General features: G+C 41.5%; 21 protein-coding genes and 1 pseudogene. 3 read left to right on the plus strand and 19 right to left on the minus strand.

Translation table 11 applies throughout. The features are described 5' to 3' along the window. Positions 1 to 9: 9 nt before the first annotated feature. The 4 genes from ACQRCC_RS04820 to ACQRCC_RS04835 form a co-directional block, all read right to left on the minus strand. Positions 10 to 615: a TetR/AcrR family transcriptional regulator gene (locus tag ACQRCC_RS04820; protein ID WP_427849674.1), complete on the minus strand. Its 606-nt coding sequence runs from the start codon at positions 613 to 615 to the stop codon at positions 10 to 12. A gap of 90 nt (positions 616 to 705) precedes the next feature. Further along, positions 706 to 2406: an alpha-glucosidase gene (locus ACQRCC_RS04825; RefSeq protein ID WP_427849675.1), complete on the minus strand. Its 1701-nt coding sequence runs from the start codon at positions 2404 to 2406 to the stop codon at positions 706 to 708. Between the two features lie 84 nt (positions 2407 to 2490). Continuing rightward, positions 2491 to 3510 (minus strand): helix-turn-helix domain-containing protein, encoded by a 1020-nt coding sequence (locus ACQRCC_RS04830; protein ID WP_427849676.1) that lies wholly within the window; start codon positions 3508 to 3510, stop codon positions 2491 to 2493. Positions 3511 to 3678: 168 nt separating this feature from the next. After that, a complete protein-coding gene (locus ACQRCC_RS04835) occupies positions 3679 to 4455 on the minus strand; it encodes an SDR family oxidoreductase (protein ID WP_300110485.1) in 777 nt (258 codons plus the stop codon). A 205-nt stretch (positions 4456 to 4660) separates the two neighbouring features. Here ACQRCC_RS04835 and ACQRCC_RS04840 point away from each other — a divergent pair, with 205 nt between their 5' ends. Further along, a complete protein-coding gene (locus ACQRCC_RS04840) occupies positions 4661 to 5785 on the plus strand; it encodes an ROK family protein (protein WP_427849677.1) in 1125 nt (374 codons plus the stop codon). A 101-nt stretch (positions 5786 to 5886) separates the two neighbouring features. Here the strand turns inward: ACQRCC_RS04840 and ACQRCC_RS04845 are convergent, their stop codons facing one another. The 5 genes and pseudogenes from ACQRCC_RS04845 to ACQRCC_RS04865 all read right to left on the minus strand — a co-directional run bounded on the left by ACQRCC_RS04845 (position 5887) and on the right by ACQRCC_RS04865 (position 9247). Further along, positions 5887 to 6186, minus strand: coding sequence for an ATP-binding protein (locus tag ACQRCC_RS04845; protein WP_427849678.1), 300 nt, complete (start codon positions 6184 to 6186; stop codon positions 5887 to 5889). A gap of 113 nt (positions 6187 to 6299) precedes the next feature. After that, entirely contained in the window at positions 6300 to 6665 is a 366-nt protein-coding gene (locus ACQRCC_RS04850) for a hypothetical protein (RefSeq protein WP_427849679.1), read from the minus strand. Next, a complete protein-coding gene (locus ACQRCC_RS04855) occupies positions 6640 to 6963 on the minus strand; it encodes a hypothetical protein (RefSeq protein WP_427849680.1) in 324 nt (107 codons plus the stop codon). Before ACQRCC_RS04855 ends, ACQRCC_RS04850 begins: the two co-directional genes overlap by 26 nt. Positions 6964 to 7061: 98 nt before the next feature. Further along, a pseudogene (locus ACQRCC_RS04860) lies at positions 7062 to 7997 on the minus strand (S8 family peptidase); the annotation flags it as partial. Between the two features lie 17 nt (positions 7998 to 8014). Then, positions 8015 to 9247, minus strand: coding sequence for a recombinase family protein (locus ACQRCC_RS04865; RefSeq protein ID WP_427849681.1), 1233 nt, complete (start codon positions 9245 to 9247; stop codon positions 8015 to 8017). A 199-nt stretch (positions 9248 to 9446) separates the two neighbouring features. Here ACQRCC_RS04865 and pepI point away from each other — a divergent pair, with 199 nt between their 5' ends. Both pepI and ACQRCC_RS04875 read left to right on the plus strand, forming a co-directional pair. Next, entirely contained in the window at positions 9447 to 10337 is an 891-nt protein-coding gene (pepI, locus tag ACQRCC_RS04870; RefSeq protein WP_427849682.1) for a proline iminopeptidase, read from the plus strand. A gap of 21 nt (positions 10338 to 10358) precedes the next feature. Then, positions 10359 to 11447 carry a M24 family metallopeptidase gene (locus ACQRCC_RS04875; protein ID WP_427849683.1) on the plus strand — a complete coding sequence of 363 codons (1089 nt, stop codon included), beginning with the start codon at positions 10359 to 10361 and terminating at the stop codon, positions 11445 to 11447. A gap of 104 nt (positions 11448 to 11551) precedes the next feature. Here the strand turns inward: ACQRCC_RS04875 and ACQRCC_RS04880 are convergent, their stop codons facing one another. The 10 genes from ACQRCC_RS04880 to glpK all read right to left on the minus strand — a co-directional run bounded on the left by ACQRCC_RS04880 (position 11552) and on the right by glpK (position 23851). After that, a complete protein-coding gene (locus ACQRCC_RS04880) occupies positions 11552 to 12913 on the minus strand; it encodes a peptide MFS transporter (protein ID WP_427849684.1) in 1362 nt (453 codons plus the stop codon). 105 nt (positions 12914 to 13018) lie between these two features. Continuing rightward, on the minus strand, positions 13019 to 13837 hold the full coding sequence (locus tag ACQRCC_RS04885; protein ID WP_427849685.1) for a S8 family serine peptidase: 819 nt from the start codon (positions 13835 to 13837) through the stop codon (positions 13019 to 13021). A gap of 55 nt (positions 13838 to 13892) precedes the next feature. After that, positions 13893 to 14528, minus strand: a complete 636-nt coding sequence (gene rbr / locus ACQRCC_RS04890) for a rubrerythrin (RefSeq protein WP_427849686.1) — start codon at positions 14526 to 14528, stop codon at positions 13893 to 13895. A gap of 55 nt (positions 14529 to 14583) precedes the next feature. Then, a complete protein-coding gene (locus ACQRCC_RS04895) occupies positions 14584 to 15600 on the minus strand; it encodes a glycosyltransferase family 2 protein (protein WP_427849687.1) in 1017 nt (338 codons plus the stop codon). 346 nt (positions 15601 to 15946) lie between these two features. Continuing rightward, positions 15947 to 17719: a hypothetical protein gene (locus tag ACQRCC_RS04900; protein WP_427849688.1), complete on the minus strand. Its 1773-nt coding sequence runs from the start codon at positions 17717 to 17719 to the stop codon at positions 15947 to 15949. Continuing rightward, on the minus strand, positions 17704 to 19248 hold the full coding sequence (locus ACQRCC_RS04905; protein WP_427849689.1) for a protein kinase domain-containing protein: 1545 nt from the start codon (positions 19246 to 19248) through the stop codon (positions 17704 to 17706). The genes ACQRCC_RS04900 and ACQRCC_RS04905 overlap by 16 nt, the downstream gene beginning before the upstream one ends. 89 nt (positions 19249 to 19337) lie before the next feature. Continuing rightward, the gene (locus ACQRCC_RS04910; RefSeq protein WP_427849761.1) at positions 19338 to 20672 is read right to left on the minus strand and encodes an MATE family efflux transporter; all 1335 of its coding nucleotides are present in this window, start codon (positions 20670 to 20672) and stop codon (positions 19338 to 19340) included. A gap of 139 nt (positions 20673 to 20811) precedes the next feature. After that, a complete protein-coding gene (locus ACQRCC_RS04915; protein WP_427849690.1) occupies positions 20812 to 22050 on the minus strand; it encodes a 6-phosphofructokinase in 1239 nt (412 codons plus the stop codon). Between the two features lie 110 nt (positions 22051 to 22160). Then, on the minus strand, positions 22161 to 22310 hold the full coding sequence (locus ACQRCC_RS04920; RefSeq protein WP_427849691.1) for a hypothetical protein: 150 nt from the start codon (positions 22308 to 22310) through the stop codon (positions 22161 to 22163). Between the two features lie 41 nt (positions 22311 to 22351). Next, the gene (gene glpK, locus ACQRCC_RS04925; RefSeq protein ID WP_427849692.1) at positions 22352 to 23851 is read right to left on the minus strand and encodes a glycerol kinase GlpK; all 1500 of its coding nucleotides are present in this window, start codon (positions 23849 to 23851) and stop codon (positions 22352 to 22354) included. Positions 23852 to 23863 lie beyond the last annotated feature (12 nt).

The raw sequence follows: 23863 nt of genomic DNA on the forward strand, positions 1-23863 counted from the left end.
TTTCTATATTTATTCCGTCCGTATGTCACACCTCACTTTCCTGTTATACTTCATGATAAAGAGTTCCATACTCTCTTTCAGCACTTCAATCTGGGATTTCAGATAGAATTCATCCTCGAACAATGCGTAGTGTACGCAAGCTCGAATCAGAATGAATATCATTGGTGTCAGCTTCTGATAGGGAATACCGAGTTTGCTTTCCAGGAGTTTCGCGTATTCGGTATATCGTCTGTCAACACCTTCAAAGAATTTCTTACCGTATTCTCTGTATTTCGGGTGCGTATAAACTTGATACATCAATCTGTACTTCTTCCCGTGTTTTTCCGCCGTCCAGTATGGTATCTCCTCAATAAAACGCCACAATTCCTCAACATCCGTAGGGGCCTTTGCCATAAAATCATCTTCCACCTTACTCATACAGTATTCCGTGGATTGAACAATAAGATCATCCAAATTTTCAAAATAGGTATACAGCATATTAGAAGTACACCCACAATAATTTGCCAATGCCCTTATACCTGTTCCGTGCAGTCCGTATTCCGCAAAACATTCATAACACTTCTCCATAAGGCATTCTTTTTTTGCATTCCATTGTTCTTTCGTATAGTTCGGCAATTCGCCACCTCCGTTTCTATCGTTCGTTACGAATAAAGTATATCATATATTTTTTAGGATATCAATCTGAACCTCCTCCTGAAAGAGCATCTATTCTTTCTCCAGCACCAGGAACTGATAGCCTCCAAGCTGAATCTGTGTTCCATCTGCCAATTCCTTCAGGAATGAATCGCCTGATTTTTTAGAAGAATCATTGTTCACAACAACCTTTTTTACATGGTCTTTCACAACAATGGTTCTTTTTTCTTTCTGATAATTGGCAAGAATGAGCAGTTCCTTTTCTTCTCCCTTCCGGTAAAATGCCACCAGATTGTGCTCTTCCTCCAGGATCGGCACCTGTCTTCCGTAAACGACGCATTCACCGTATACACAGTCTTTTCTCAGCCTGATCAATTCTTTATAAAAGTTGAGTACTGAATCTTTTCTTCCTTCCTGATCAGCCACATTAATCTTAATGTAATTCGGATTTTCCTTAAGCCACGGTGTTCCTTCCGTAAATCCGGCATGCTTATCATCCGACCACTGCATCGGTGTCCTGGCATTATCCCTGCTGATCCGTGTCACGATATCAAGCGCCTGTTTTTCGTCGAACCCCTGCTTTCTTGCCACATGATATTCATCAATCGTACTGATATCATTGATTTCATCTATACTTTGAAAGACAGTATTTTCCATTCCAATTTCCTGTCCCTGATATAAGAACGGAAGCCCATAAGTCATCATCATAATTCCCGCAAGCATCTTCTTGCCGGTCTCATTCACCTCTCCATCCGGGAGATAACGGCTCACACCCCGGGGTTCATCATGATTTTCAATTATATTTGCCTCAAGCCCTATATGCTGGGACATCTTTTTACTATTATAAATCGTATCCCGATATTCATCCGGAGTCACTTTTCTGCAGTCATACCAGCCCTTTCCGCTTGCTCCTATCAGATGCGGCGCAAAATCAAAAATCGACTCAAAGCACCCTTCTGCCCCGATATATCGTTCCAGCTCTTCCTCCCGGAAATCAAACAGTTCTCCAATGGTAAATGCCTGATACGGCGCAAATGCTTCCTGCTTCATTTCCTGCAGAAATGCGTGTACACCGTCTGCATACTGAAGCATCGTTGTACAGGAACACATGCCGTCCTCGCGATCCGCCGGAAAATCCTCAAACCTCAGATCCTTCTTGATATTGATGATAGCATCCAGACGGAAACCGGCCACTCCCTTTTCGAGCCACCAGCGTATCATCTTATATATTTCTTCACGCACCTCAGGATTCTCCCAGTTCAGATCGGGCTGTTCTTTTGCAAACATGTGTAAATAAAACAGATTGTCATATCCGGGAACCGGTTCCCACACACTACCCCCAAAATAGGAACGCCAGTTACAGGGCGGATTCCCATTTTTTCCTTCTTTAATATAAAAATATTTTCCGTATTTTCCATATGGATCTTTCATGGCCTTTTGGAACCACTCATGCTGGTCTGAACAATGATTTACCACCAGATCCATTACAATATACATTTCTCTTTTCTTCGCTTCCGCAAGAAGCTCATCCATATCTTCCATAGTTCCAAACACCGGATCCAGGGCATAATAATCCGAAATATCATACCCCTGATCCACAAAGGGGGATTGATAAATGGGTGAAATCCAAATAATCTCTATTCCCAGTTCCTTCAGATAATCCAGTTTACCTATAATCCCTCTTATATCACCGATTCCATCTCCATTGCTGTCACAAAAGCTTTTGGGATAGATCTGATATGCAGTCTTGTTATGCCACCATTTCTTCTGCATCTTTCCTTCTCCTTTGTTCGATTCTCATTTTCGGTTTTTTATTATACACCATCTATCCCCCAGCCGACAATCTACCAATAAAGATTATTCTTTTCTTACTATGGCAGCTATGGCACAGACTGCCGCAAAGAGCACACCTGCACATGGCCATATGATCCAGGTCATTCGCCAGTCATTTGTATAAAAACTGATTCCCAGATAAATAGCTGTAACAATACACCAATACGCTCTGGAAAGATTATTGTTTCTTTTACTCTCTAATTTTTTCTCAGGAGTAAAATCACCTTCTTCTAAAAGCTTCTGATAACTTCCCAATATCATTCCGGACCATACAAACAGAAATACACCGGATGCCACAAGTGCCAATAAGATTCCCACACAATATACATATATTATATCGGGAGAACCGAATGCAGCCGCTGCCATCAAAGGCACTACACTCAGAATACAAAGTGACACGCCTGAAATAATGCATTTTTTATATGCCGGCTCAAATTCTTCCCGTTTTTTCTCTGCAATACCCGCAACACCATATTGAAGAGTGATTTCTTCCTTTTCCAGATAATCGTATTTCTCTAATTTCATTCCGAGAGATATGAAGATAGAAACAGCTCCTGCTATCATAACCAGAAGAATCACTACTCCAATCCCTCCTGCCATATCCTCAGTAATCGAGATAACTCCATATTCTGCCATACCTCCCAGAAGAATCAGTAAAACCGGGGAGACGATGCACAGAAATACTGCTGCCGCCATCTTCCACGCAGATCCCCTTACCAGATTCATATACGCATTTGCCTCATCCAAAGATACCTGCCGAACTGCTTTCTTCTCCATATGATTCTCATTTTGAACAGATTCATCTTCTGACTCCTGTTCAGAATAAAATGTCGCAGGAAACTCTTCTATTTCTTCTTTTAATAGGTAATCCGTACTCACACCAAATATCTCACTCAATTTAATAATCTTGTCCAAATCCGGAATGGATGCCGTACTTTCCCACTTTGATACCGACTGGCGGGAAATATTCAATCTGGCTGCCAGTTCTTCCTGTGACCATCCTTTTTGTTTTCTAAGCCTGGTTATTTTTTCTGCTAATATCATAATATACCTCCTTGTACCTCTTCCTGATATCCAAATTATAGCAAAAATAGCGGTTGACAACCACCAAGTTCTCCTTGAAATGTGTCAACCGCCAGTTGCAAAAATGTATTTTCACATGCCAGTCTTATATTCCCGCATCTTTCTATACTTATATATCTCATCCTATGCTTAAAAACAGGTGAACGCTCCATCAATCAGGAAATCGGAACCTGTTGTAAATGAACTTGTATCACCGGCAAGATAAACACAGATAGCCTCCAGTTCTTCCGGTTTTCCCATTCTGCCAAGCGGCGCCATTTCATTCCATTTTTCAATTAATGGAATCAATGTCGGGGAATTTAATGTCAGTTCTGTTCCAATATATCCCGGGCTAATGCTATTTACACGAACGCCACGTTTTGCCCATTCGATCGCAAGTGATTTTGTCAACTGAATGACCGCAGCTTTTGATGCATTGTATGCACACTGTGGCTGTGGAACATTAACAATATGTGCAGACATAGATGCTGTATTAATTATAGAACCGCCTCCGTTTTCCAACATATATTTACCTGCAGCAATGTCTGTAAGGAAAATTCCATTCAGATTAATATTGATGACTTTATACCACTGTTCATACGTCATCTCCTCCGCAGGTGCATTGATACAGATTCCGGCATTGTTATGACAGAAATCCAGTCCGCCCAATTCTTTTACTACCTGTGACACCATTGCATCCACCTGTTTTTGATCGGTGCAGTCTGTTTTAATGGCAATTACTTTTCTTCCTGTTTCCTCCGCAAGTTCTTTTGCAGTCTTCTGCGCTTCTTCAAAATCAAGATCCACAATTGCCACATCAGCTCCCGCCTCTGCAAATGCTCTTGCTGTACACTTTCCGATTCCTCTTGCAGCACCTGTTACAAATCCTTTTTTTTCATCTAATCTCATTTTTTCAATAATACCCATGTCCATTCTCCTTTTTGAAATTTATTTTGTAAATTCATTTGTCAAATTGCAATTACATATTATATCAAACACCTCGCACAGTCAATCTTCTATTTTTCACAGTTATTAGATTTTAAAATTGTAAGTTTTGCACAATAGTATTAAAGTTTTTGTGTATGATATAATTGTTTTGGTAAAGACATTTTACAAAACAAGGATTGATATTATGAAAAAAAGCATTACACCTAATCAAATTAAGGAAAATAACAGGAATCTGATTTATCACTATATTTACCAAAACGGGAAAGTATCCCAACAAGACATTTCCTATAATCTTCGTCTAAGCCGTCCTACAATCACTACCAATTTAACTAATCTGGAAGCTGATGGACTCATTCAAAAAAACGGGCAAATCGACACGGAATACGTTGGTCGAAAAGCCTCTGCATACTCTATTGTCTCAGATTATCGCGTAGGGATTGGTGTGGAAATTTTAAAAGATGAAGTGAAAATGATTGCAGTCGACCTCTACGGCAGGAAAATCAGCCGTCTGGCATTTGCAATTAATTATGAAAATGCAGAAATGTATTACCAATCTGTGTGTGACAAAATTTTTAATTTTATAAATTCCATGCATTTATCGGATCATCAGATTCTTGGCGTTGGATTTGCCATGCAGGCGTTGATTTCTCCGGACAAAAAAACGGTAATATACGGCAAGATACTGTCATGTACCGAACTTTCTATCAATGTTTTTACAAAATACCTTCCTTTTCCCTGTTCCTTTGTACATGATGCAGAGAGTGCTGCTGTTTCTGAATTATGGATTTCCCCGGAACTTGAAGACGCATTTTATCTGTCAATAAGTAATCATCTGGGAGCAGCTATCATCTCAAAAGGAATGATTTTAGCAGGAAAGCATGGACACAGCTCCACAATTGAGCACATTAACATGCAATCTGATGGAGCATTATGCTACTGCGGAAAACGCGGATGCATGGAAACACTTTGCTCTCTCAATGCACTGTTAAACAAAAATGAAACCCTGGATGACTTTTTCAAGTATCTGAGACTGGAGGATTCCTCTTATATGATCCGTTGGAATCATTTCCTGACAAATCTTGCAAAAGCAATTAATATGCTTCACCTGATCTTCGATACTGATTTTATACTCGGAGGTTACCTGGCCCCCTATCTGTGCGAAAGTGATCTTGCATTTTTACATGAAAAAATTCATCAAATGACTCCATTCGATGAACCTTCTGATTTTCTTCGTATCAGTAAAATGCCAAAGCATAATATTGCAATCGGGGCTGCACTTCCGTATATTCAGGAATTTCTTGAAAACTAAAGTGTTTTTATGATCTACTAAAAACGGCGATTGACAACCACCAAGTTCTTCTTGAAATGTGTCAATCGTCAATTTCTGCTCTTAATTTTTCTTCAAATGCATCAGGAATTCACCTTAATCAGAAGATTATTGACATTTAATGCATTCTGATACTCCACATCATTTGCCATTTTCATAATCATCCGAATTCTCAGAAGAAACTGCTCATTTTTATAGAATAACTTAACACTTACAATATGCCTCTTACCATCCGCAAACCCATATTCAACAATATTACCAACCATTTCTTCAACTGAAAGAGATATCACATAGGATGTTCTCTCCTTTGCCTCATGTTCATCACAAAACTTTCTGGCAAGCTGTGATGCCTCTGTCACCTGAGCACTATTTTCAACAGTCATTTCAAACGAATCTCCAATGTTTCCGAAACCGTTTGAAAAATCCAGCAATGATTCCAAAGAGAAAGAAATGTTTTTATTTTTAATAACATTCCATAATATCGGAATAAAAACTGTCACAATTTCTGCTGCCGGAAAAGAGAGCCATACGCCAGTAATCCCAAGTGCTGTTTTCGAAAATATCTGAGCAAAAAAGACAAGCAGGACCAAGCTTTCCAAAACCAACAACAGATTCGCTTTCCAAAGGCGTCTGGTAGCATGATAATTTTACGAATTTCATTCCTGTCTTCTTCCCCATATAACACTCCTGTCACCATAAGCACCGCTCTTCCCAGTGCCGCTACCGCCATTGTTATCACCTTCCCCAGGCTCTTCCATGGAATACCGCGAAATGAAAATTTCAATACAATATCCTTTTCACGAAAATGCCCGAGCAAGACTAAAAGCGCCGCATAATTACTTACAGATGTCGTCATTCCCATTCCAAACATTCCCCAATCGAGAACAAACGCCACCAGACAGTCCCCGCAAATATCTGCAGCCCATATCCAGCATTCCGGCGGAAGAATTCGCACCGCTCAACATGTTCACAATTGGAACAGCTCCAAAAAAAGCACTGACAGCAATCACAACAGGATTGATTAATCCATAGGCAGCCATAGCCTCTGCTCCCAGAACACTCCCGATCACAATACCATCTATCAATGTGCCTAACAGCATCGTAAATGCAGCCGTTAGCATAAATACAAAAGAACGCCGAAGCATTCCCGTTTCAAGCATATCTGCTGTTTTCTTTCATAGTACTCCTATTCTGACTATTCTCCACATAAATTCAACACTAATTTATCATTATTTGCATTATACTTATAAAAGGCAGTTTATATCGGCAGGCTATCCCCCACACACAGCGCCCCATACCCCAACTGATTATTGGGCCACTGCTCATATCCCGGCAATTGTCTTGCCCCTCTCCTTAAGTACGCTTTCACCTTCTCCCCATAAAGATACGGATCATTCCCTCTCACAATCCCCCACTCCATCAGTAGAGCCGCCCCACCTGTCACAAAAGGCGTGGCAAAGGATGTTCCTGTAACCGGTGCATACCCGCCTCCTGCTGCCACCGTTATCACTCCCACCCCCGGTGCCGCAATATCCGGCTTTATCAGATTTCCGGACATGGGCTCCGTCCCCTGTCCGGTAGTCCCCCGTCCGGAAAAATCTGCATAGGTAAATGTCCTTGCATCATACGCACCTACCGAAATTACTCTGGAGGCTGTAGAAGGAATCGTCAGCGTAGTCCGCGGAACCGGATAACGAAATCCAGTCCCGGCATTCAGCGCATTTTCACTGGGAAGCCACATCTCATAATTCCCATCTACTACTCTTCCCGCATCCAGAAGAATCTGCCAGATTCCTGTTGTCACATAGCTCTCCCTCGGAATCAGATCAATAAATATTTCCTGTCTTACACTATAGGGACTCGGTTCGCCGTAATAAAGGAGAATCTCCGTCTGTCCCAACACAAACCGCTGAGGTCCCAGCACCTCCCGAAACGGGCCTGCCTGCGCTCCTGAAGGAGACACCAGAGATATAGCCGCTTCATCCGTATAGGACTTCCATATCTGAATATTGAAAGACGTCTGCCTCTCCTGCACTGCCAGTTCTATTGTCTCTCTCTGCCCTTCCCTCAAGACACCTGACGTATGGCCTGCTCCCCTTCCTTCATTTCCTGTTCCCACACAGATACTGATTCTCCCCAGATTGGATACATCATCCAGATATCTTTCTAAAAGGGAAGTTCCGTCATGTGTTCCTTATAATTAAGGGGATTTTATTTAAAAACAATTTCAACATTTCTGCCACTGTAAACTGTGATTTTTTCAATCTTTTCGATTACCATTTCTCTCGTCACTTCCGAAATCGTCTCAGATTTGCCCTCCTTTTCCATCTCCGTTTTCACAATGGAGTCCAAAGTTTCTTTTTTCATAAAATGTGACCGGCAGAAAGCATTCCCTTTCTTATGATATGTACTGCATTCATAACCGTCTCTGCCGGTAACTCTTTGAAGATTGTATCCGCAGTCTCCACAGACAAGAATCCCTGCATAAGGATTTACTTTTTTTACCTCACCTCCAAATCCCGGTGTCCGGGTTCTCTTTTTCCCGATTTCCTGCGCCTGTTCAAAGATATCTTTACTGATAATCGGCTCATGCATTCCTTCCACAATATATTGCTGTTCTTCCGGAATATAGCGGTACTTTTCCATTTTGTAGGAAAGTTTCTCCGACTTATGCTGCACCATAGCTCCCGTATAGACCCTGTTTTTTAAAATCACATGGATTGTAGGATATGCCCAGCCTTCTGCACCTGGCTTCTGCTTTGCATTTGCATATTTCAGTCCCTGTACTTTCCGCTTGTATTCCGAGGGAGTAAGTACTCCTTCCTCATTCAGCATTCTGGCTATTCCTCCTTTGGAGTAGCCGGCCAGATACATGGAATAAATCCTCCGGACCACCCTGGCAGCTTCTTCATCCACCAGAAACCGATGCTTATCATCCGGATTTTTCATGTAACCATACGGGGCAAATCCCGACATAAATTGTCCCCGTTTTTTCTGTACGGTAAGTGCACCTTTGATTTTCCGGGAAATATCCCGGCTATACATGTCATTAAATAACGTCTTAAACTGAGCCAGTTCCTCATTCTGATGGGAAACAGAATCCACACCATCCAGGATAGCAATATACCGGATTTTCAATGCTGGAAATACCCGTTCCATATAGTTACTTGTTTCGATATGTTCGCGTCCCAACCTGGAGATATCTTTCGTAATAATCCCCTGAATACGCCCTTTGTAAATATCTTCCATCATTCTTTGAAACTCCGGTCTGTTTGAAAAATAAAGCCCAGAATAGCCATCATCTATGTAAATATCAGCAAGTTCCATATCATCCGATTTTTCTATATACTCCCGGATCAGCTTCAGCTGATTCTCAATACTTTCACTGATTTTATTTTCGCCATCATCCTTTGATACACGGCAATACGCTGCCATCTGATACATATGACACCCTTACTTTCATCAAACGTCTATAAAATCTATGCTTTCAGGATTGTACAATTTGAATTGTTTTCTCTTTGAAATTTTTCCTCCCACATGCGATGCTCATACTGGCAAAAAATTTATATATATGTTAAACTATATATGCATGACAAAACGGGACAGCAAAGGACATTTTCCTGTCCCACAGGGAGGTTATAAAATGGCAAAAATTACCGAAGGCTATATGCCTTACCTTGGTCACGAAACCTACTACAGAATTGTAGGTGAGAATAAGAACAATGGAAAAGCTCCTTTGATTCTTCTTCACGGCGGCCCGGGCTCTACACACAACTATTTTGAGGTATTGGACTGCATTGCTGATATGGATGACAGACAGCTTATCATGTATGATCAGATTGGCTGTGGAAATTCCTATCTGGACGGATGTCCTGAAATGTGGACCAAAAAAACATGGATGGAGGAACTGGAAGCTCTCCGCGAACACCTTGGATTGAAAGAGTGTCATATCCTTGGGCAGTCCTGGGGTGGAATGATGTGCATCATTTACGCCTGCGATTACAAGCATGAGGGTGTAAAATCATTTATTCTTTCCAGCACACTCTCACATAATAAGATCTGGACGGATGAACATCACCGCCGGATGAAATATTTAACAAAGGAAACACAGGAAGCGATTGCGGAAGCTGAGCGTACCGGTAACTATTCCGGAGAAGCTTACGACAAAGCCGTTGCTGAATTCATGGATCGATTCTGTAATGGAGCTCCCGATGAGAACTCTCCTGAATGTCTTACCAGACCAAAACGTGCCGGTTCCGAATCATATGTATACGGATGGGGCAATAACGAATTTACTCCTAACGGTTCTCTTAAGGACTATGATTATGCGGAAGAAATCAAAAGCATTGACACTCCCTGCATGATTTTTAACGGTGCAGAAGACCTTTGTTCACCGGTTGTGGCAAAATATATGTACGATAATATTCCGAATGCAGAATGGCATTTATTTGCCCACTCAAGACATATGTGTTTTGTTGAGGAGACAGAGGAATATATTGAAGAGCTGATTAAATGGCTCAATAAAAATGATTAACAAATCAGGAGGATTTAAAAAATGGATCAAGGAAAATTATCAAGAATCGTTGCAGCAATGAATGAACAGGACATGCCACAGATGATTATATCTGACCCTGTTTCTATATTCTATTTAACAGGAGCATGGATTTTCCCGGGAGAGAGACTTCTTGCCCTTTACATCAATGTAAATGGTGACAACCATATGATGATCAACAAGCTCTTCCCACAGAAAAAGGATCTGGGCGTTGAAATTACATATTATGATGATATCGAAGACGGTGTTGAGATTATGAGCCAGTTTATTGACAAAACTCAGCCTATCGGTATCGACAAAACATGGCCTGCAAAATTCTTACTTCGTCTTCAGGAATTAGGCGCAGGCAGCAAATTTGTAAACGGCTCCATTATTGTAGATACAGTTCGTCAGATTAAAGATGAGAAGGAAATCGAACTTCTTCGTATTTCCTCCAAGATCAATGATGATGTAATGGCTGATCTTGTAAAATATGTAAACCAGGGTCTTACAGAAAAAGAACTGAATGCAAAAGCAAGAGAAATCTACGCTGCTCATGGATGTGAAGGTGTTTCCTTCGACCCGATCACTGCTTATGCAGGAGGTGCAGCTGACCCACATCATGTAACAGATGATTCCAAAGGAAAACGCGGAGATTGTGTATTATTAGATATCGGTGGATTCAAAGACAATTATGCTTCTGATATGACAAGAACCTTCTTCCTCGGAGAAGTTTCTGACCGTGCAAGAGAGGTATATGAGATTGTACGTGAAGCTGAAGCTCGTGGTATTGCCGCTGCAAAACCGGGAAATAAAATGAAAGATGTCGACCTTGCCTGCAGAGATTACATCACAGAGAAAGGCTTTGGAGAATATTTCACTCACAGAACCGGACACTCCTGTGGATTGGAAGACCATGAATGGGGCGATGTTTCTTCTGTAAATGAAGCAATCATCAAGCCGGGACAGTGCTTCTCCATCGAACCTGGTATTTACCTTCCGGAAGAAAATATTGGTGTTCGTATTGAAGACCTTGTTATCATCACAGAAGATGGATGTGAAGTATTAAACAAATATCCAAAAGATCTGATTATTCTTCCATTCGAAGATTAAAAACAACTATAATTGATGTAACAGAGAAATCCTTTCGGAACTTCTCTGTTACAAAAAAAGGACAGGAAATTTTTTCCTGTCCCATTTTTATTATTTCGTTTCTTTTACTCTTCTTCTGCCCATGCGTCAAGTTTTCCACTGAGCATCCAGAGAACAACACCAAATACAACTACAACGCCTCCGAGGAGTCCGTATGCAAAGTTGAAATCCTGTGTTTTTGTCCAGTTATAAACACTAGGATAAATCTTCTGTGAGAAGAATACAGCGATCGGCCAGAAACCAAGGAGCAATCCAAGTACTTTTGCCGGCGCAAGTTTGCTGATGAATGAGTTTCCAAGTGGTGAGAATACCATCTCTCCAACTGACATCAACAGACAAACAAGTCCAAGCCAAAGAACAGAACACTGTCCTTCTCCGGCAACGATGTTAGCAACTACCATTACCAGGTAGGATACTCCAAGAAGTCCACAGCCAAGTGCTGTCTTCTTGTACATGCTAAGGTCTCCCTTCGGTCTTGCTGCAAGCTTAGCCCATACAACAGCAAGTATCGGACCAAGTGCCATACATGCAAATGCGTTAACTGAGTCAAACCATGATGTCGGAATCAGGAAGTTACCGATCATCCAGTTTGCTTTATTCAGGAAGGAATCTCCGTCACCGTATCCGAAGTAGTAGTATGCCGGCATGTAAGCCATGTACCACAGCATCCAGAATACAACTGAGAATAATGTTACAAGGATGATAGCTGCAATTTTCTTTTTGTCTCCTGTAGTAAGAGGTGCATTCTCTCCCTTTTTGTCATCGGCGTGAGCAAATTCTCTCTGGTCTTTCTTAAATGGAACCTTACCAGTCTCCCCAAGTGCTTTTCCACCAACAAAGATGAACCAGAAAGCATCAAAAAGAAGGAACAATCCACAGATCAGGAATACGGTATTAAAGCTTGTCTTAATTCCGAAAAGTCCTGTTGTTGCAAGAATTGCGATAAATGTTGTTCCAATGAATGAACCAATGTTAACGAATGAATACTGGATTGAGAATGCAGAATCCAATTCGTCCTGGCTGTGGAATAACAAACCGTTAATTCCTGAAAGATTTCCCTTGAAGAAACCTGTACCGACAGCTACAAGCACGATCATAACCCAAACCATGCTAAGTGATGTTGCTCTCCATGCAACGAGATAACCAGCTCCCATAAGAATCATTCCTAATGCCACACAGATTCTTGGGCTGATGAAATGGTCTGCAATGTATCCGCCGATCAATGGTGTGATGTAAGTCCATGCAACGAATGATGCTGATACTGCAGCTCCTTCTGCGTCTGAAAGTCCAAGACCTCCAGCCATAGCTTCTGTAGCGATCCACATAGCTAATAAGTATTTTACTGTATAGAATGCACATCTTTCAAATGTGAATCCAAGAGCACATACATAAAAGCCAAATGGTCTGCCTTTTTTTGCGTTTCCCATTATAGTACCCTCCTATATTTTTTTGAAAACATACATATATACAATACCAAAAGTCGACAAATTTTGCAAGAAAAGTATTAAAAAAATTATTTAATTCTTATGATTTTATAAAATTTCCATAAACTCCCATCTGAAATATGGCTCATGAGAACCATAGGTATTGCCAAAGCTCAGATTTATTACCATAGGCATCTGATACTCCAGAGATCTTCTCACAGCAAAATCCACCCCCTGCATCAGCTCCGTTGTTCTTGGGAATCCATCCTGCCTGGGACTTCCAAGCTTTATAATGATCAACTCACTCTCCGGTGCAACACCTGGTCTTTCTCCACTTCCCGCCGCAATCCCGGCCACAGCGGTTCCATGTCCCGACACATCCATTTCTGGCACAAGCGCTCTTCTCTCTGTCTCTGTAGAAGCCTCCAGCGCCTGATTAATTTCATCCCGGGTATACTCCTTCCCCGTAGTCTGATCCCACAGAGTACGGATCCTGGTAGTCCCATCTGCCTTTCTGAAATCTGCAAGTGTATAGTCAATCCCTGAATCCACCACGGCAATCAGCACTCCCTGTCCGAACAGCGAAAAACGGGCATCCTGTACCTCATTGATACAGGATACCCGTTTCCCGGTCTCCACCTGAAAAAATAATCTTTTGGGCTTCTCAATGTATTCTACCTGCGGAAGCGCAGCCAGTCTGTCTATCTGAGATTCCCGAATGGTGATAATCGCATATTCATTTAAAAGTTCATCCACGCGGGTTGCGATTTCCCGAACAGCCTCCAGGCTGCCGGAATATTTAATAATCAGATCCCACTCCCGCTCAATAGGATTATATCCCACTTCCAACTCCAGTGATTTTTCTCTCTCTTCTTCTGTCGCATCCAGCGCAAGATTCAACAGATTTTCCGCCTTCTGACTTGCCATAGTTTCCTCCGATTAATCCTCTCCCTGATATCCTATGAAAGCCGGCCCATCCTCATTACTGTTTATAACAGGCCTTTCTCCCGTCCGTAATTTCAGAACAGGTATACGGCGCCATACAAAGCGGAATGAAATATCCCTTATCGTGTCGGCAAAGCGGACAGACATCCGGGACTTTCTTACCGGTGTAAATATATCCGCAGTTGAGGCACATCCACATTCCTGTTGCCTCACTCTCGAAGTATTTTCCACTTTTTATCAGTTCCAGTATTTTCCCAAAACGCTTTGCATGCGTAAATTCCACCTCCGCTGTACGATAAAAAGCAGAGGCAATCTTCATAAATCCCTCCTCTTTTGCAGTGTCACCAAACGCCTGATAGACATCCTCATATTCCTCCATCTCATTGTGGACTGCCGCCTGCAGAAGATCCACAAGAGTATCGCTTTTATCCACCGGATATCCGCCACAAATATCAATGGTAGTTCCCTGCGCCTCCCCAAGTAATTCATAGAAACGCTGAGCATGCGCCCGCTCCTGGTCGGCCGTAAACAGAAAAACATTTCGGACTGCCTGCATTTTAAGCTCATCCGCTTTTTCCGCCGCCATTGTATACCTGTTTCTCGCCTGGCTTTCTCCTGCAAATGCTTTCATCAGATTTTCCTTCGTTTTACTCTCCATAAAATGAATCGCCATGACACACCCTCCTTACTTTTCCAATAATAGTATGTGACATGGCGATAAAAATATACTAATTAAATCCAATTAATCTTCTTGCAATGGTATATGCCAGAGAAGAAATTTTTCTTCCGGATTTCCCCGGAAGGTTCATAGTCTGTCCCAGAATGCCATAACGGATACGGAAAAAGGTTTTCGGATCCTTTGTCCTTAAATACAGCCAAAGCTCCTTTTTCTTGTCCAGATTTTCCTTTTCTTTAGATCGAATCAATAAAATAGAAGAAACTGTCATCATAATAGCCAGATAATTAATCATATAATTTCTAAGCTTCTTATTTGTAATCTCCTTCATCTGATACATATCGATCATTTTCTTCGTCACGAAAATCTGCTGGTCAATCCGCTTGATCATAACCTTTTCATTAACAGACTGATCTTCACGGCCAATATAATACCGATAAAAATCTTCATCCATGTAATACATCTTCCGTACATGTGGAAGCGGATAGTATACATAGATATTATCCACATAAAATGTATGCTTCGGAAGTTCCAACTGGCAGAGCTTCAGCATGTCCGTACGATAAATAACAGAATGCATCAAAATATATTGATCCAGATGGAATCGTCCCACATCAGACCAGCGGAATATCTCATCCTGAGGAAGAACATTCCTATAATGAATTACTTTCTTGTGCTCTGCCCCCTCTTTTTCATATACATAATTGGCAATGAGCATATCAATTTCCTGGTCTTCTTCTTCAAAGTCCCGCAGCACTCTCAGGATTCGATGAAGCGATCCCTCTTTTACCCAGTCATCACTGTCCACAACCTTAAAATACTTGCCGGAAGCATTACGAAGACCTGCATTAACTGCATCTCCATGTCCTCCGTTTTCCTTATCAATTACTCTGACTATATTCGGATATTTCTTTTCATATTCATGGGCGATTTTTGACGTATTGTCCTTTGAACCATCATTTACGATGAGAATTTCAACATCATCTCCGCCCGGCAGGATACTCTCGATAGCATGTGCCATATATTCCTGTGAATTATAACATGGAATTGCAAATGAAATATATTTCATCCTTTGTCTCCTTTCAGTTCGCAATTACTCTCAAAACTTCAAACACTTTTAACAGTATAAATCATTCCACAGGTTTTTCCAACACAAAGTTTTGTAAAATCTTGCTAAAAGCTTTCCAAAATTATGTATCACTATTATTTGTTCATAATTTGTTCATTTATCTTTCAAAAAACCTTCATTTATTGAACACGTTTTCTTCACAGCTGTCGCGTATACTAAAATCATCAAATGAAGAATAGATTTGAAAAACACACAGACCACTTACTAGTATAAAATACTATTTGGAATAAACTTTTTCATAATACGTGCCGGGGACTGATCAAACAGTTACCCGGCATCCTCCCTTTTATAAGGTTTTTTCTTTTCTATATATTCCTGTCACCACAACTATCGCTCCCAAAACAGCCAGCACGATAAAAATTCTTAAGTGTCCTCTTTCCTTTGTTTCTTCTAATTCACCATCTGATTTCTTCGTAAATGTATCCGTATCAAATCCCAGAGATTTTTTCACAGGTTTCAGGATTTTCTCTACTGCCGTTTCCTTTGCACGCACTTCAAACATTACTCTTTTTTCGGCTCTATTTCCAGCCAGGTCTATAGCATTTACAATAATTTCATAAGTTCCATATTCTGTAAATTCATATGTATAGCTTCTTTTCCCGCCTTTAATTCCCAGAGATGTTCCGTTTACCACAATGCTTTCTATCTTATCCTGCGAATCTTCTGTTTGGACAGAAATTTCCGCTTTTTCCTCGTATGCAGTTCCGTCCTCCACCCCCAGTATCTGAATGACCGGTTCTGTCGTGTCTATAACAAATCCGGCTTTTGCCACAGACTGATTTCCTGCCGCATCTACAGCTGATATCTGCAACTGATGATATCCTTCCCGGGTAATCCAGCTGCCGGAACTGTACAGATTATCATCCAGCCGCATTTCATATGTATAACTGGTGTAATCCTGAATGCATTCTTCCGCAGTGTAGGAAAAGGCAAATTCCTGGAGGTAAGTCCCATCAATTTCTTCCAGCTTTAGTATAACCGGATTCTGACTGTCTATAATAATCTGCGCTGATGTGCTACTCTCAAACCCGGCTTTATCTGCCGCACGAATTTCCATACGGTAAAGCCCATCCCGGTCTAATATCTGTCCAATGCTTTTTTGATTGTTTCCTTCTGTTTCCTTCCCTTCTTCTGCTGGAATTATCTGTTCTTTTCCATCTACATCCTTCCATACGGTCTTCGTCTCAAAACCGCTTAGAGCATTTTCCTCTCTGGCAATATATTCTATCCGTACAGGGTTCGCAGTGATCATATAATCCTCTATTCCTTCTATACTTACCAGAGGTGGTTTTTGATCAATATAAAGGCTGCAAACGTGATTCGATTGATTTCCCGCATAATCAGTTGCTGTTAATACAACCTCATTTGCCTGTCCTCCTATCGAAGGAGACTGAATCAGGAATATTCCCTCACTGTTCTCATATTCTCCTATCCAGTTTCCATTTACATAGCATGCAATCTTTTTTACTCCACTGTTCCAAACATTTTCAGCACTATCCACGCCTCTTACCGAAACAGATGTACTCATCTGATACCAGAAATCATTTCCCTGTGGAGTATTTACCTGCAGCTGCGGAGGAAGTGTGTCGATCATAAAGACGATTTCCTGTTCGTCCTGCCGAACCGGAAATTTGATGTCCCCCTCATCGTTCTCCGTCTGCATATCTTCCATCCATATCATTATCCTGTTCTCTCCATCTGTAAATTCATCATGTATGCAGATTTCCTCTCCATGACTTAACTGTCCTTCTCTTATTGCCCCTGTACCATCCACCATCCGGTATCTGGTGCACCCTCTCTGATCCATATGCCGAAGCTTCAGCTCTGGGATGGATGTATAATATCCGTTTTCTCCTCCTGCTTCCGAGTACCAAAGCTCATATTTTTCCAACGGCTCCTGAATCTCTTCTTCGTCAGGCTCTTCCATCCCCGGTTCTTCCTGCTCCACACTGATTTCCTGTGCAAATATTTCCTTCCACCCCATATATTCCTGCTGCCAGTATATTGCCGTAAGCACCAGTATTAATAAAAGAATCTGTTTTTTTATTTTCCGACCCATACCTCTTCTCCTTCCACACGAATTTCATACTCCTGTTTCAGCTTCTGGAATTCCTCTGTTTCTCCCAGTCCCGGACTATCTGCAAGCAATTTTTTCACTGTATCTGCACAAATCTGCCGATCCAGCGATGCATCAGCACACTGAATCCGGATTAGAGTGTTTTTCATCTCCATAGAGTCCGGATATTCTGTTATCCCTTTCTGACAAACCTCGACAGCTTTATCTGTCTCCTTCATTTCTTTCAGTAACACCACAAGCTTCTGGTACAGATTTTTTCTTTCCTCTCCCACTTCCATCTCAAGCAATTCCATATATTGCTGTTTTGCGCCTTCCATATTACCGGTCCTTTCACAGGCAGACGCCAGGATTTCTTTTATTTCTTTCTCTTTTTCATGTTCTCTGTCCTGCACCTTCCACTCATTCATGTTCAAACAGTATTCGCACAGCCTCACCTTCTCTGCCCATGCTTCCTCCGTATCCAGAAAAGCATATCCCTTTAATAAACTCAGATAATATCTCTCATCCTTTCTATCCGGAATCTGCTCTTCCATTTCTGTCAACAACATTTCCAATTCTCTGCTGCGAATATTGTCCTGCTGCCTCATCAGGATATCAGACAGCTTAACAAAATCTTTTGCCAGCTGATCATCGTCTAATCTGTCAAAGACCTCCCTGCTCTTCCCATAATCCTCTATCTCCAGAAGATAGAGAAACCCCATATCATAGACCAGCTCTTTCTCTTCCTGATTTTTCTTCTCCAGCTCTGTCCCTGTATCTGCTTCTTTTAAACTCTTTTTAGCGGAAGCTGATTTTTCTGATGGACTGTCTTCTGAATAACTGGTCTTCATTACTTTTTCTGCCTGTCTGTCATGAGACCGGAGAACGAATCCTGTAGTTAATATAAAAAATAAACCTGCAACTCCCGCAATGATCCATGTCCTCCTATTCCTTTTTTGATGATTACTTTGTTCTTTTCTTTTTGGAAAATGTTCTGATACTTCCCGAATGGTTTGATATTGTTTCCCAGATTTTTGATTCAGACATTTTGAAATAATTTTTTGAAATCTAATTTCTTCCCGACGTGTAAGCGGCGGGTCTGTCTCGGTTACAGCCAGAATATATTGAAATGTCTTACCCAGACTGTAGACATCTTCCCGTTCCGTAGTCTTCTGATAATACTGATTATCCGGCGAAAGAAAATTTTCTCTTATTTTCCGCCTCTGCATCTGATGCAGTATATCCTCCTGATTTCCACTCCCCACGTCCAGGAGAAGCAGCCTTTCTTCCTCTGTTACAATGATACTATATGGATTTAAATACTGATAACAGGGGTTCTCTCTGCACCTGTGAAAATTCTCTAACTGCCGGATAATCTCAAGAAGCCACTGATACATCTGTTCTTTCGGAATTCTGGAATGATATTTCAGCCATTGTATCAATGGTCTTCCTCTTACATAATCCGTACTGACATAACATCTCTCACCATTCATCACCAGCTTCAGAACTTCGTAACTACTTCGTTCTTCCATGTTTTTACTCCTTTCTTAATGATTACATAAGTGTGATAGTTATGTTAATTTATTTTTCACAAAAAATCAAGTGGTTTTTATCATTTTTATTACATTTTATTTTTTCCATTCCCATGCACCGCTTTCCGCACAAAATAAAAACAGATTACCTGCATGATAATCGTCAGCAGCCATGATGCCGGATAAGATATAAATAACACTGAAAGTGATCGATAACGTGGAAAAATTCCGAATATCCACACAATTCGGACACCTACTGTGCCTACAATTGACAGAATCATCGGTACGGCAGAATATCCCATTCCCCGCATAGCTCCGGGAAACAAATCCATTAATCCACATAAAAAATAGGTAACTGTAGTATAAGACAATATTTCCATACCACAACGGATTACTTCTGTATTCTCTGTATAAATTCTAAGAATCTCCTTACCAAATATGTAAGAGCCACATCCTAATACAAGCGAGACAACAATACTCAACATGATACAGTCTGTCAGCACTTTATCCATTCGTTTATATTTTCTGACTCCAAAATTCTGACCGGTAAAACTCATACATGTCTGTGTAACGGAATTAACTGCCACAAACAAAAACCCTAAAATATTATTTGCCGCTGTATATCCGGCCATAGCTATAGAGCCAAAAGAATTTACGGATGACTGCAGAAGTACATTTGAAAAATTAATGACCATGCTCTGAATTCCCGCAGGTATTCCTACCCGGAAAATCTGTTTCAAATAGCAGGTCTTTATCATCATTTTTGAAAGCCTGAGCTGGTAGCTTCCTTCCGAACGATATAGACAACGCAGAACCAGAATACAGGAAATCATTTGTGATATCACTGTTGCAACAGCCACTCCGACTACAGAAAGGTCAAATATAATGACCAGAATCATGTTCAGTACCGCATTGATCACTCCGGATATAATAAGGAAAATCAGCGGACGCTTCGTATCGCCTACAGCTCTTAGAATTGCCGCACCGTAATTGTAAAGCATAAAAAACGGCATTCCAAGAAAATAAATCTGCATGTAAAGTGCAGACTGATCAATAACATCTGCCGGGGTCTCCATCAACTCAAGCGCAAGCCTGGAGAAAAATATTCCCACAAAAACCATAACAATTCCACTGACCGTCGCAAATGCAATTGATGTATGTACTGTCTCCGACATCTGCCGCGCTTTTCCTGCAGCAAAAAATTGAGCTGCCAGTACATTTGTCCCCATTGAGATTCCAATAAATAGATATGTAAACACATTGATAAGAGCCGTCGTGGAACCGACTGCCGCCAATGCCTGACTTCCGGCAAATCTTCCCACAACAATAATATCGACGGCATTAAACATCAGCTGCAGCATACCTGAAAGCATAAGCGGTAATGAGAAAGATATCAACTTATCCATGATGGAACCATTGCACATATCAATTTCATATTTATTTTTGTTCAAATTATCATCTCCCTTACCAAAAAATAGTTTCTTTTAGAGCAAAATAAGAATCCCCGCGCCACATACCACACAACGCAGGGATTCTGAACTCTCTTATATTTAACGATAATAATTACAGATTATATGGTCTGAACAGATGTCTTGGGATACCATCTACCATAACAGGAGATACATCGCCCTGAATCAACGGACGCACATATGCAACAAACTCATCTGTTACATAAGTTCCATCTTCCGTTACCCACTCACCTGGTACTAATTTCTCGTCATTAGCAATCTTATGAACATCTTTCACTTCTGTACCACACTGATACGGATCATCAGACAGTCTCTGAAGAACTACCATCTTACCGGAATCCCCTTCATCTGCTGCTTTTACAGCTGCACCACCAACCTGATATGCCTCAAGAATGTCTACACGGGATGCTGCATGAGATGCGGATCTCTGCAGTGTACTAAGCTCGATAGAACGTGCCTTACATCCAGTCTCACCTGCGATAAAGCTTGCAAGATAAGAAGCCGTTCCGGACAACTGCTTATGACCAAATGCATCCACAAAATCGATACTGTTTCCAAGCTCACATACATACTGACCGTCTGCAGTGCGGATACCCTCGGATACACAAACAACAACTGATGATTTTTTCTCCAGGAGTGCCTTCACCCTGTCACTGAACTCATGCAGATCGAATATACGCTCCGGCAGGTAGATCAGATCCGGTCCGTCACAATCCTCGCCTTTAGAAAGAGCTGCCGCACCGGTAAGCCATCCTGCATTACGTCCCATAATCTCTACGATTGTTACCAGACCTCTGCTGTATTCCAGACAGAAACCATCCCGGATAATTTCTTTCACAGATGTACCGATATACTTTGCTGCACTTCCATATCCAGGCGTATGGTCTGTCAGTGCAAGGTCATTATCAATTGTCTTCGGGCATCCTACAAATCTGGTCGGATGTCCGGTAATGATTGCGTAATCAGATAATTTCTTGATAGTATCCATGGAATCATTACCACCAATATAAATAAATGCCTCAATCTCCAATTTATCCAAAATACTGAAAATTTTATCATAAACAGCGCGATCCTCATGAATCTCCGGCAGTTTATAACGGCAGGATCCCAGAAAAGCTGCTGGTGTTCTCTTTAATAATTCTGCATCCAGTTCCGTCTTAATATATTCAGACAGATCAATATATCTCTCCTGTAATAAGCCCTGAATACCATGAAGCATTCCATACACTTTCTTTGCTCCACGATCCTTAGCTGTTCTGTAAACGCCCGCCAGGCTGGAGTTGATCGCAGCTGTTGGGCCGCCAGACTGTCCTACAATTACATTTCCCTTCATACTTTTGTTACCTCCGTCCTTTAGTCTAATGTCAATAACACTATTTTAGTACATTTCACCATTTTTGTCTACTATAATAATTGGTTTTTGTTGATTATAACAATTTGGTTCTATTCCGGATTCAATGCTTCTCTTTCAGCAAAAATTAATCCCTTCAGGCATCCGTTCCCATCTACGGAGATAACTTCATCATCTTCTATCTCTACCGTAATCTCACACTGGTTCTTACATATTTTGCAATGTAATGTCTTTTTCTCCACTTTTCCTTCTCCTCACATTCTTCAATTCTGAAATCTTCGATCTACACATCATCTTTTGCCCAGTCAAAGGAACGTTTTACAGCCTTATTCCATCCCTTCACCTTCTCATCTCTCTTTTCTTCGGAAATCATCGGATTGAATGTACGGTCGATTGCCCAGTTCTGAATCACATCCTCTTTATCCTTCCAGTATCCCACTGCCAGGCCGGCAAGGTAAGCGGCTCCCATTGCGGTAGTTTCCACACACTGAGGACGATTTACCGGAGCCTGAATAATGTCTGCCTGCGTCTGCATCAGAAAATCATTTGCACTGGCTCCACCATCTACCTTTAAAGCACTGAGAGAGATGCCGGAATCGGCCTCCATAGCCTTCAACACATCATTTACCTGATAAGCCAGCGATTCTAATGTTGCCCGGATAATATGATATTTATTCACTCCTCTCGTCAGGCCTACTATAGCCCCTCTGGCATACTGATCCCAATAGGGGGCACCAAGCCCTGTAAAAGCAGGAACCACGTAACATCCGTTCGTATCCTCCACTTTCTGAGCCATATACTCACTGTCGGCTGCCGAATCAATCAGATGAAGTTCATCCCGAAGCCACTGAATTGCAGCTCCTGCAACAAATATTGAACCTTCCAGTGCATAATTCACCTTTCCATCCAGACCCCAGGCAATGGTTGTCACCAGTCCATTTTCAGAAAACACCGGCTTCTCCCCGGTATTCATCAGCAGAAAGCATCCTGTTCCGTATGTATTCTTCGCTTCACCCGGTCGGAAACAGGTCTGACCAAACAGTGCAGACTGCTGATCACCGGCTGCCCCTGCAATGGGAATTGCCCCTCCAAAATAAGATGGATCTGCCTCTCCATAGATATAACTTGAAGGCATAGCCTTCGGAAGCATACACATCGGAATCTCCAGTTCATTCAGAATTTCCTCATCCCACTGAAGCGTATTAATATTAAATAACAGTGTGCGGGATGCATTGGAATAATCTGTCACATGCACCTTTCCCTTGGTAAGCTTCCAGATCAGCCATGTCTCCACTGTTCCAAAAAGCAGCTCTCCCCGCTTCGCTCTTTCCATGGCACCTTCCACATGATTTAATATCCAGCGGATCTTTGTTCCGGAAAAATAAGCATCGATCATCAGTCCTGTCTTTTTTCGAAAACTTTCAGTCAGCCCTTTTTCCTTCAAACTATCACAATACTCTGCCGTCCTTCTGCACTGCCAAACGATTGCATGATAGATCGGCTCTCCTGTATTCTTATCCCACACAATAGCAGTTTCTCTTTGATTGGTAATTCCGATTGCAGCAATATCTCCGGCTTCAGCTCCGATTTTTGTCATAGCTTCCACAGCAACCCCAAGCTGGGTAGACCATATTTCGTCCGCATCATGTTCCACCCATCCCGGTTTCGGAAAATACTGTGTAAATTCCTTCTGTGCAACACTGACCATCTCACCTTTTTCATTAAAAAGAATACATCTGTTACTGGTAGTCCCCGCATCCAGCGCCATAATATATTTTGCCATTTTTTCACCCCA

The sequence above is a fragment of the Sporofaciens sp. SGI.106 genome (genome assembly GCF_050314255.1).
In the GTDB taxonomy this organism is placed as follows: Bacteria; Bacillota; Clostridia; order Lachnospirales; family Lachnospiraceae; genus Claveliimonas.

Coding starts and splice junctions, on each gene's coding strand:
- ACQRCC_RS04825 (WP_427849675.1), bottom strand. CDS start 2,406: ATGCAGAAGAAATGGTGGCATAACAAGACTGCATATCAGATCTATCCC.
- ACQRCC_RS04830 (WP_427849676.1), bottom strand. CDS start 3,510: ATGATATTAGCAGAAAAAATAACCAGGCTTAGAAAACAAAAAGGATGG.
- ACQRCC_RS04835 (WP_300110485.1), bottom strand. CDS start 4,455: ATGGGTATTATTGAAAAAATGAGATTAGATGAAAAAAAAGGATTTGTA.
- ACQRCC_RS04840 (WP_427849677.1), top strand. CDS start 4,661: ATGAAAAAAAGCATTACACCTAATCAAATTAAGGAAAATAACAGGAAT.
- ACQRCC_RS04845 (WP_427849678.1), bottom strand. CDS start 6,186: ATGACTGTTGAAAATAGTGCTCAGGTGACAGAGGCATCACAGCTTGCC.
- ACQRCC_RS04850 (WP_427849679.1), bottom strand. CDS start 6,665: ATGGGAATGACGACATCTGTAAGTAATTATGCGGCGCTTTTAGTCTTG.
- ACQRCC_RS04855 (WP_427849680.1), bottom strand. CDS start 6,963: ATGCTTGAAACGGGAATGCTTCGGCGTTCTTTTGTATTTATGCTAACG.
- ACQRCC_RS04865 (WP_427849681.1), bottom strand. CDS start 9,247: ATGTATCAGATGGCAGCGTATTGCCGTGTATCAAAGGATGATGGCGAA.
- pepI (WP_427849682.1), top strand. CDS start 9,447: ATGGCAAAAATTACCGAAGGCTATATGCCTTACCTTGGTCACGAAACC.
- ACQRCC_RS04875 (WP_427849683.1), top strand. CDS start 10,359: ATGGATCAAGGAAAATTATCAAGAATCGTTGCAGCAATGAATGAACAG.
- ACQRCC_RS04880 (WP_427849684.1), bottom strand. CDS start 12,913: ATGGGAAACGCAAAAAAAGGCAGACCATTTGGCTTTTATGTATGTGCT.
- ACQRCC_RS04885 (WP_427849685.1), bottom strand. CDS start 13,837: ATGGCAAGTCAGAAGGCGGAAAATCTGTTGAATCTTGCGCTGGATGCG.
- rbr (WP_427849686.1), bottom strand. CDS start 14,528: ATGGCGATTCATTTTATGGAGAGTAAAACGAAGGAAAATCTGATGAAA.
- ACQRCC_RS04895 (WP_427849687.1), bottom strand. CDS start 15,600: ATGAAATATATTTCATTTGCAATTCCATGTTATAATTCACAGGAATAT.
- ACQRCC_RS04900 (WP_427849688.1), bottom strand. CDS start 17,719: ATGGGTCGGAAAATAAAAAAACAGATTCTTTTATTAATACTGGTGCTT.
- ACQRCC_RS04905 (WP_427849689.1), bottom strand. CDS start 19,248: ATGGAAGAACGAAGTAGTTACGAAGTTCTGAAGCTGGTGATGAATGGT.
- ACQRCC_RS04910 (WP_427849761.1), bottom strand. CDS start 20,672: ATGTGCAATGGTTCCATCATGGATAAGTTGATATCTTTCTCATTACCG.
- ACQRCC_RS04915 (WP_427849690.1), bottom strand. CDS start 22,050: ATGAAGGGAAATGTAATTGTAGGACAGTCTGGCGGCCCAACAGCTGCG.
- glpK (WP_427849692.1), bottom strand. CDS start 23,851: ATGGCAAAATATATTATGGCGCTGGATGCGGGGACTACCAGTAACAGA.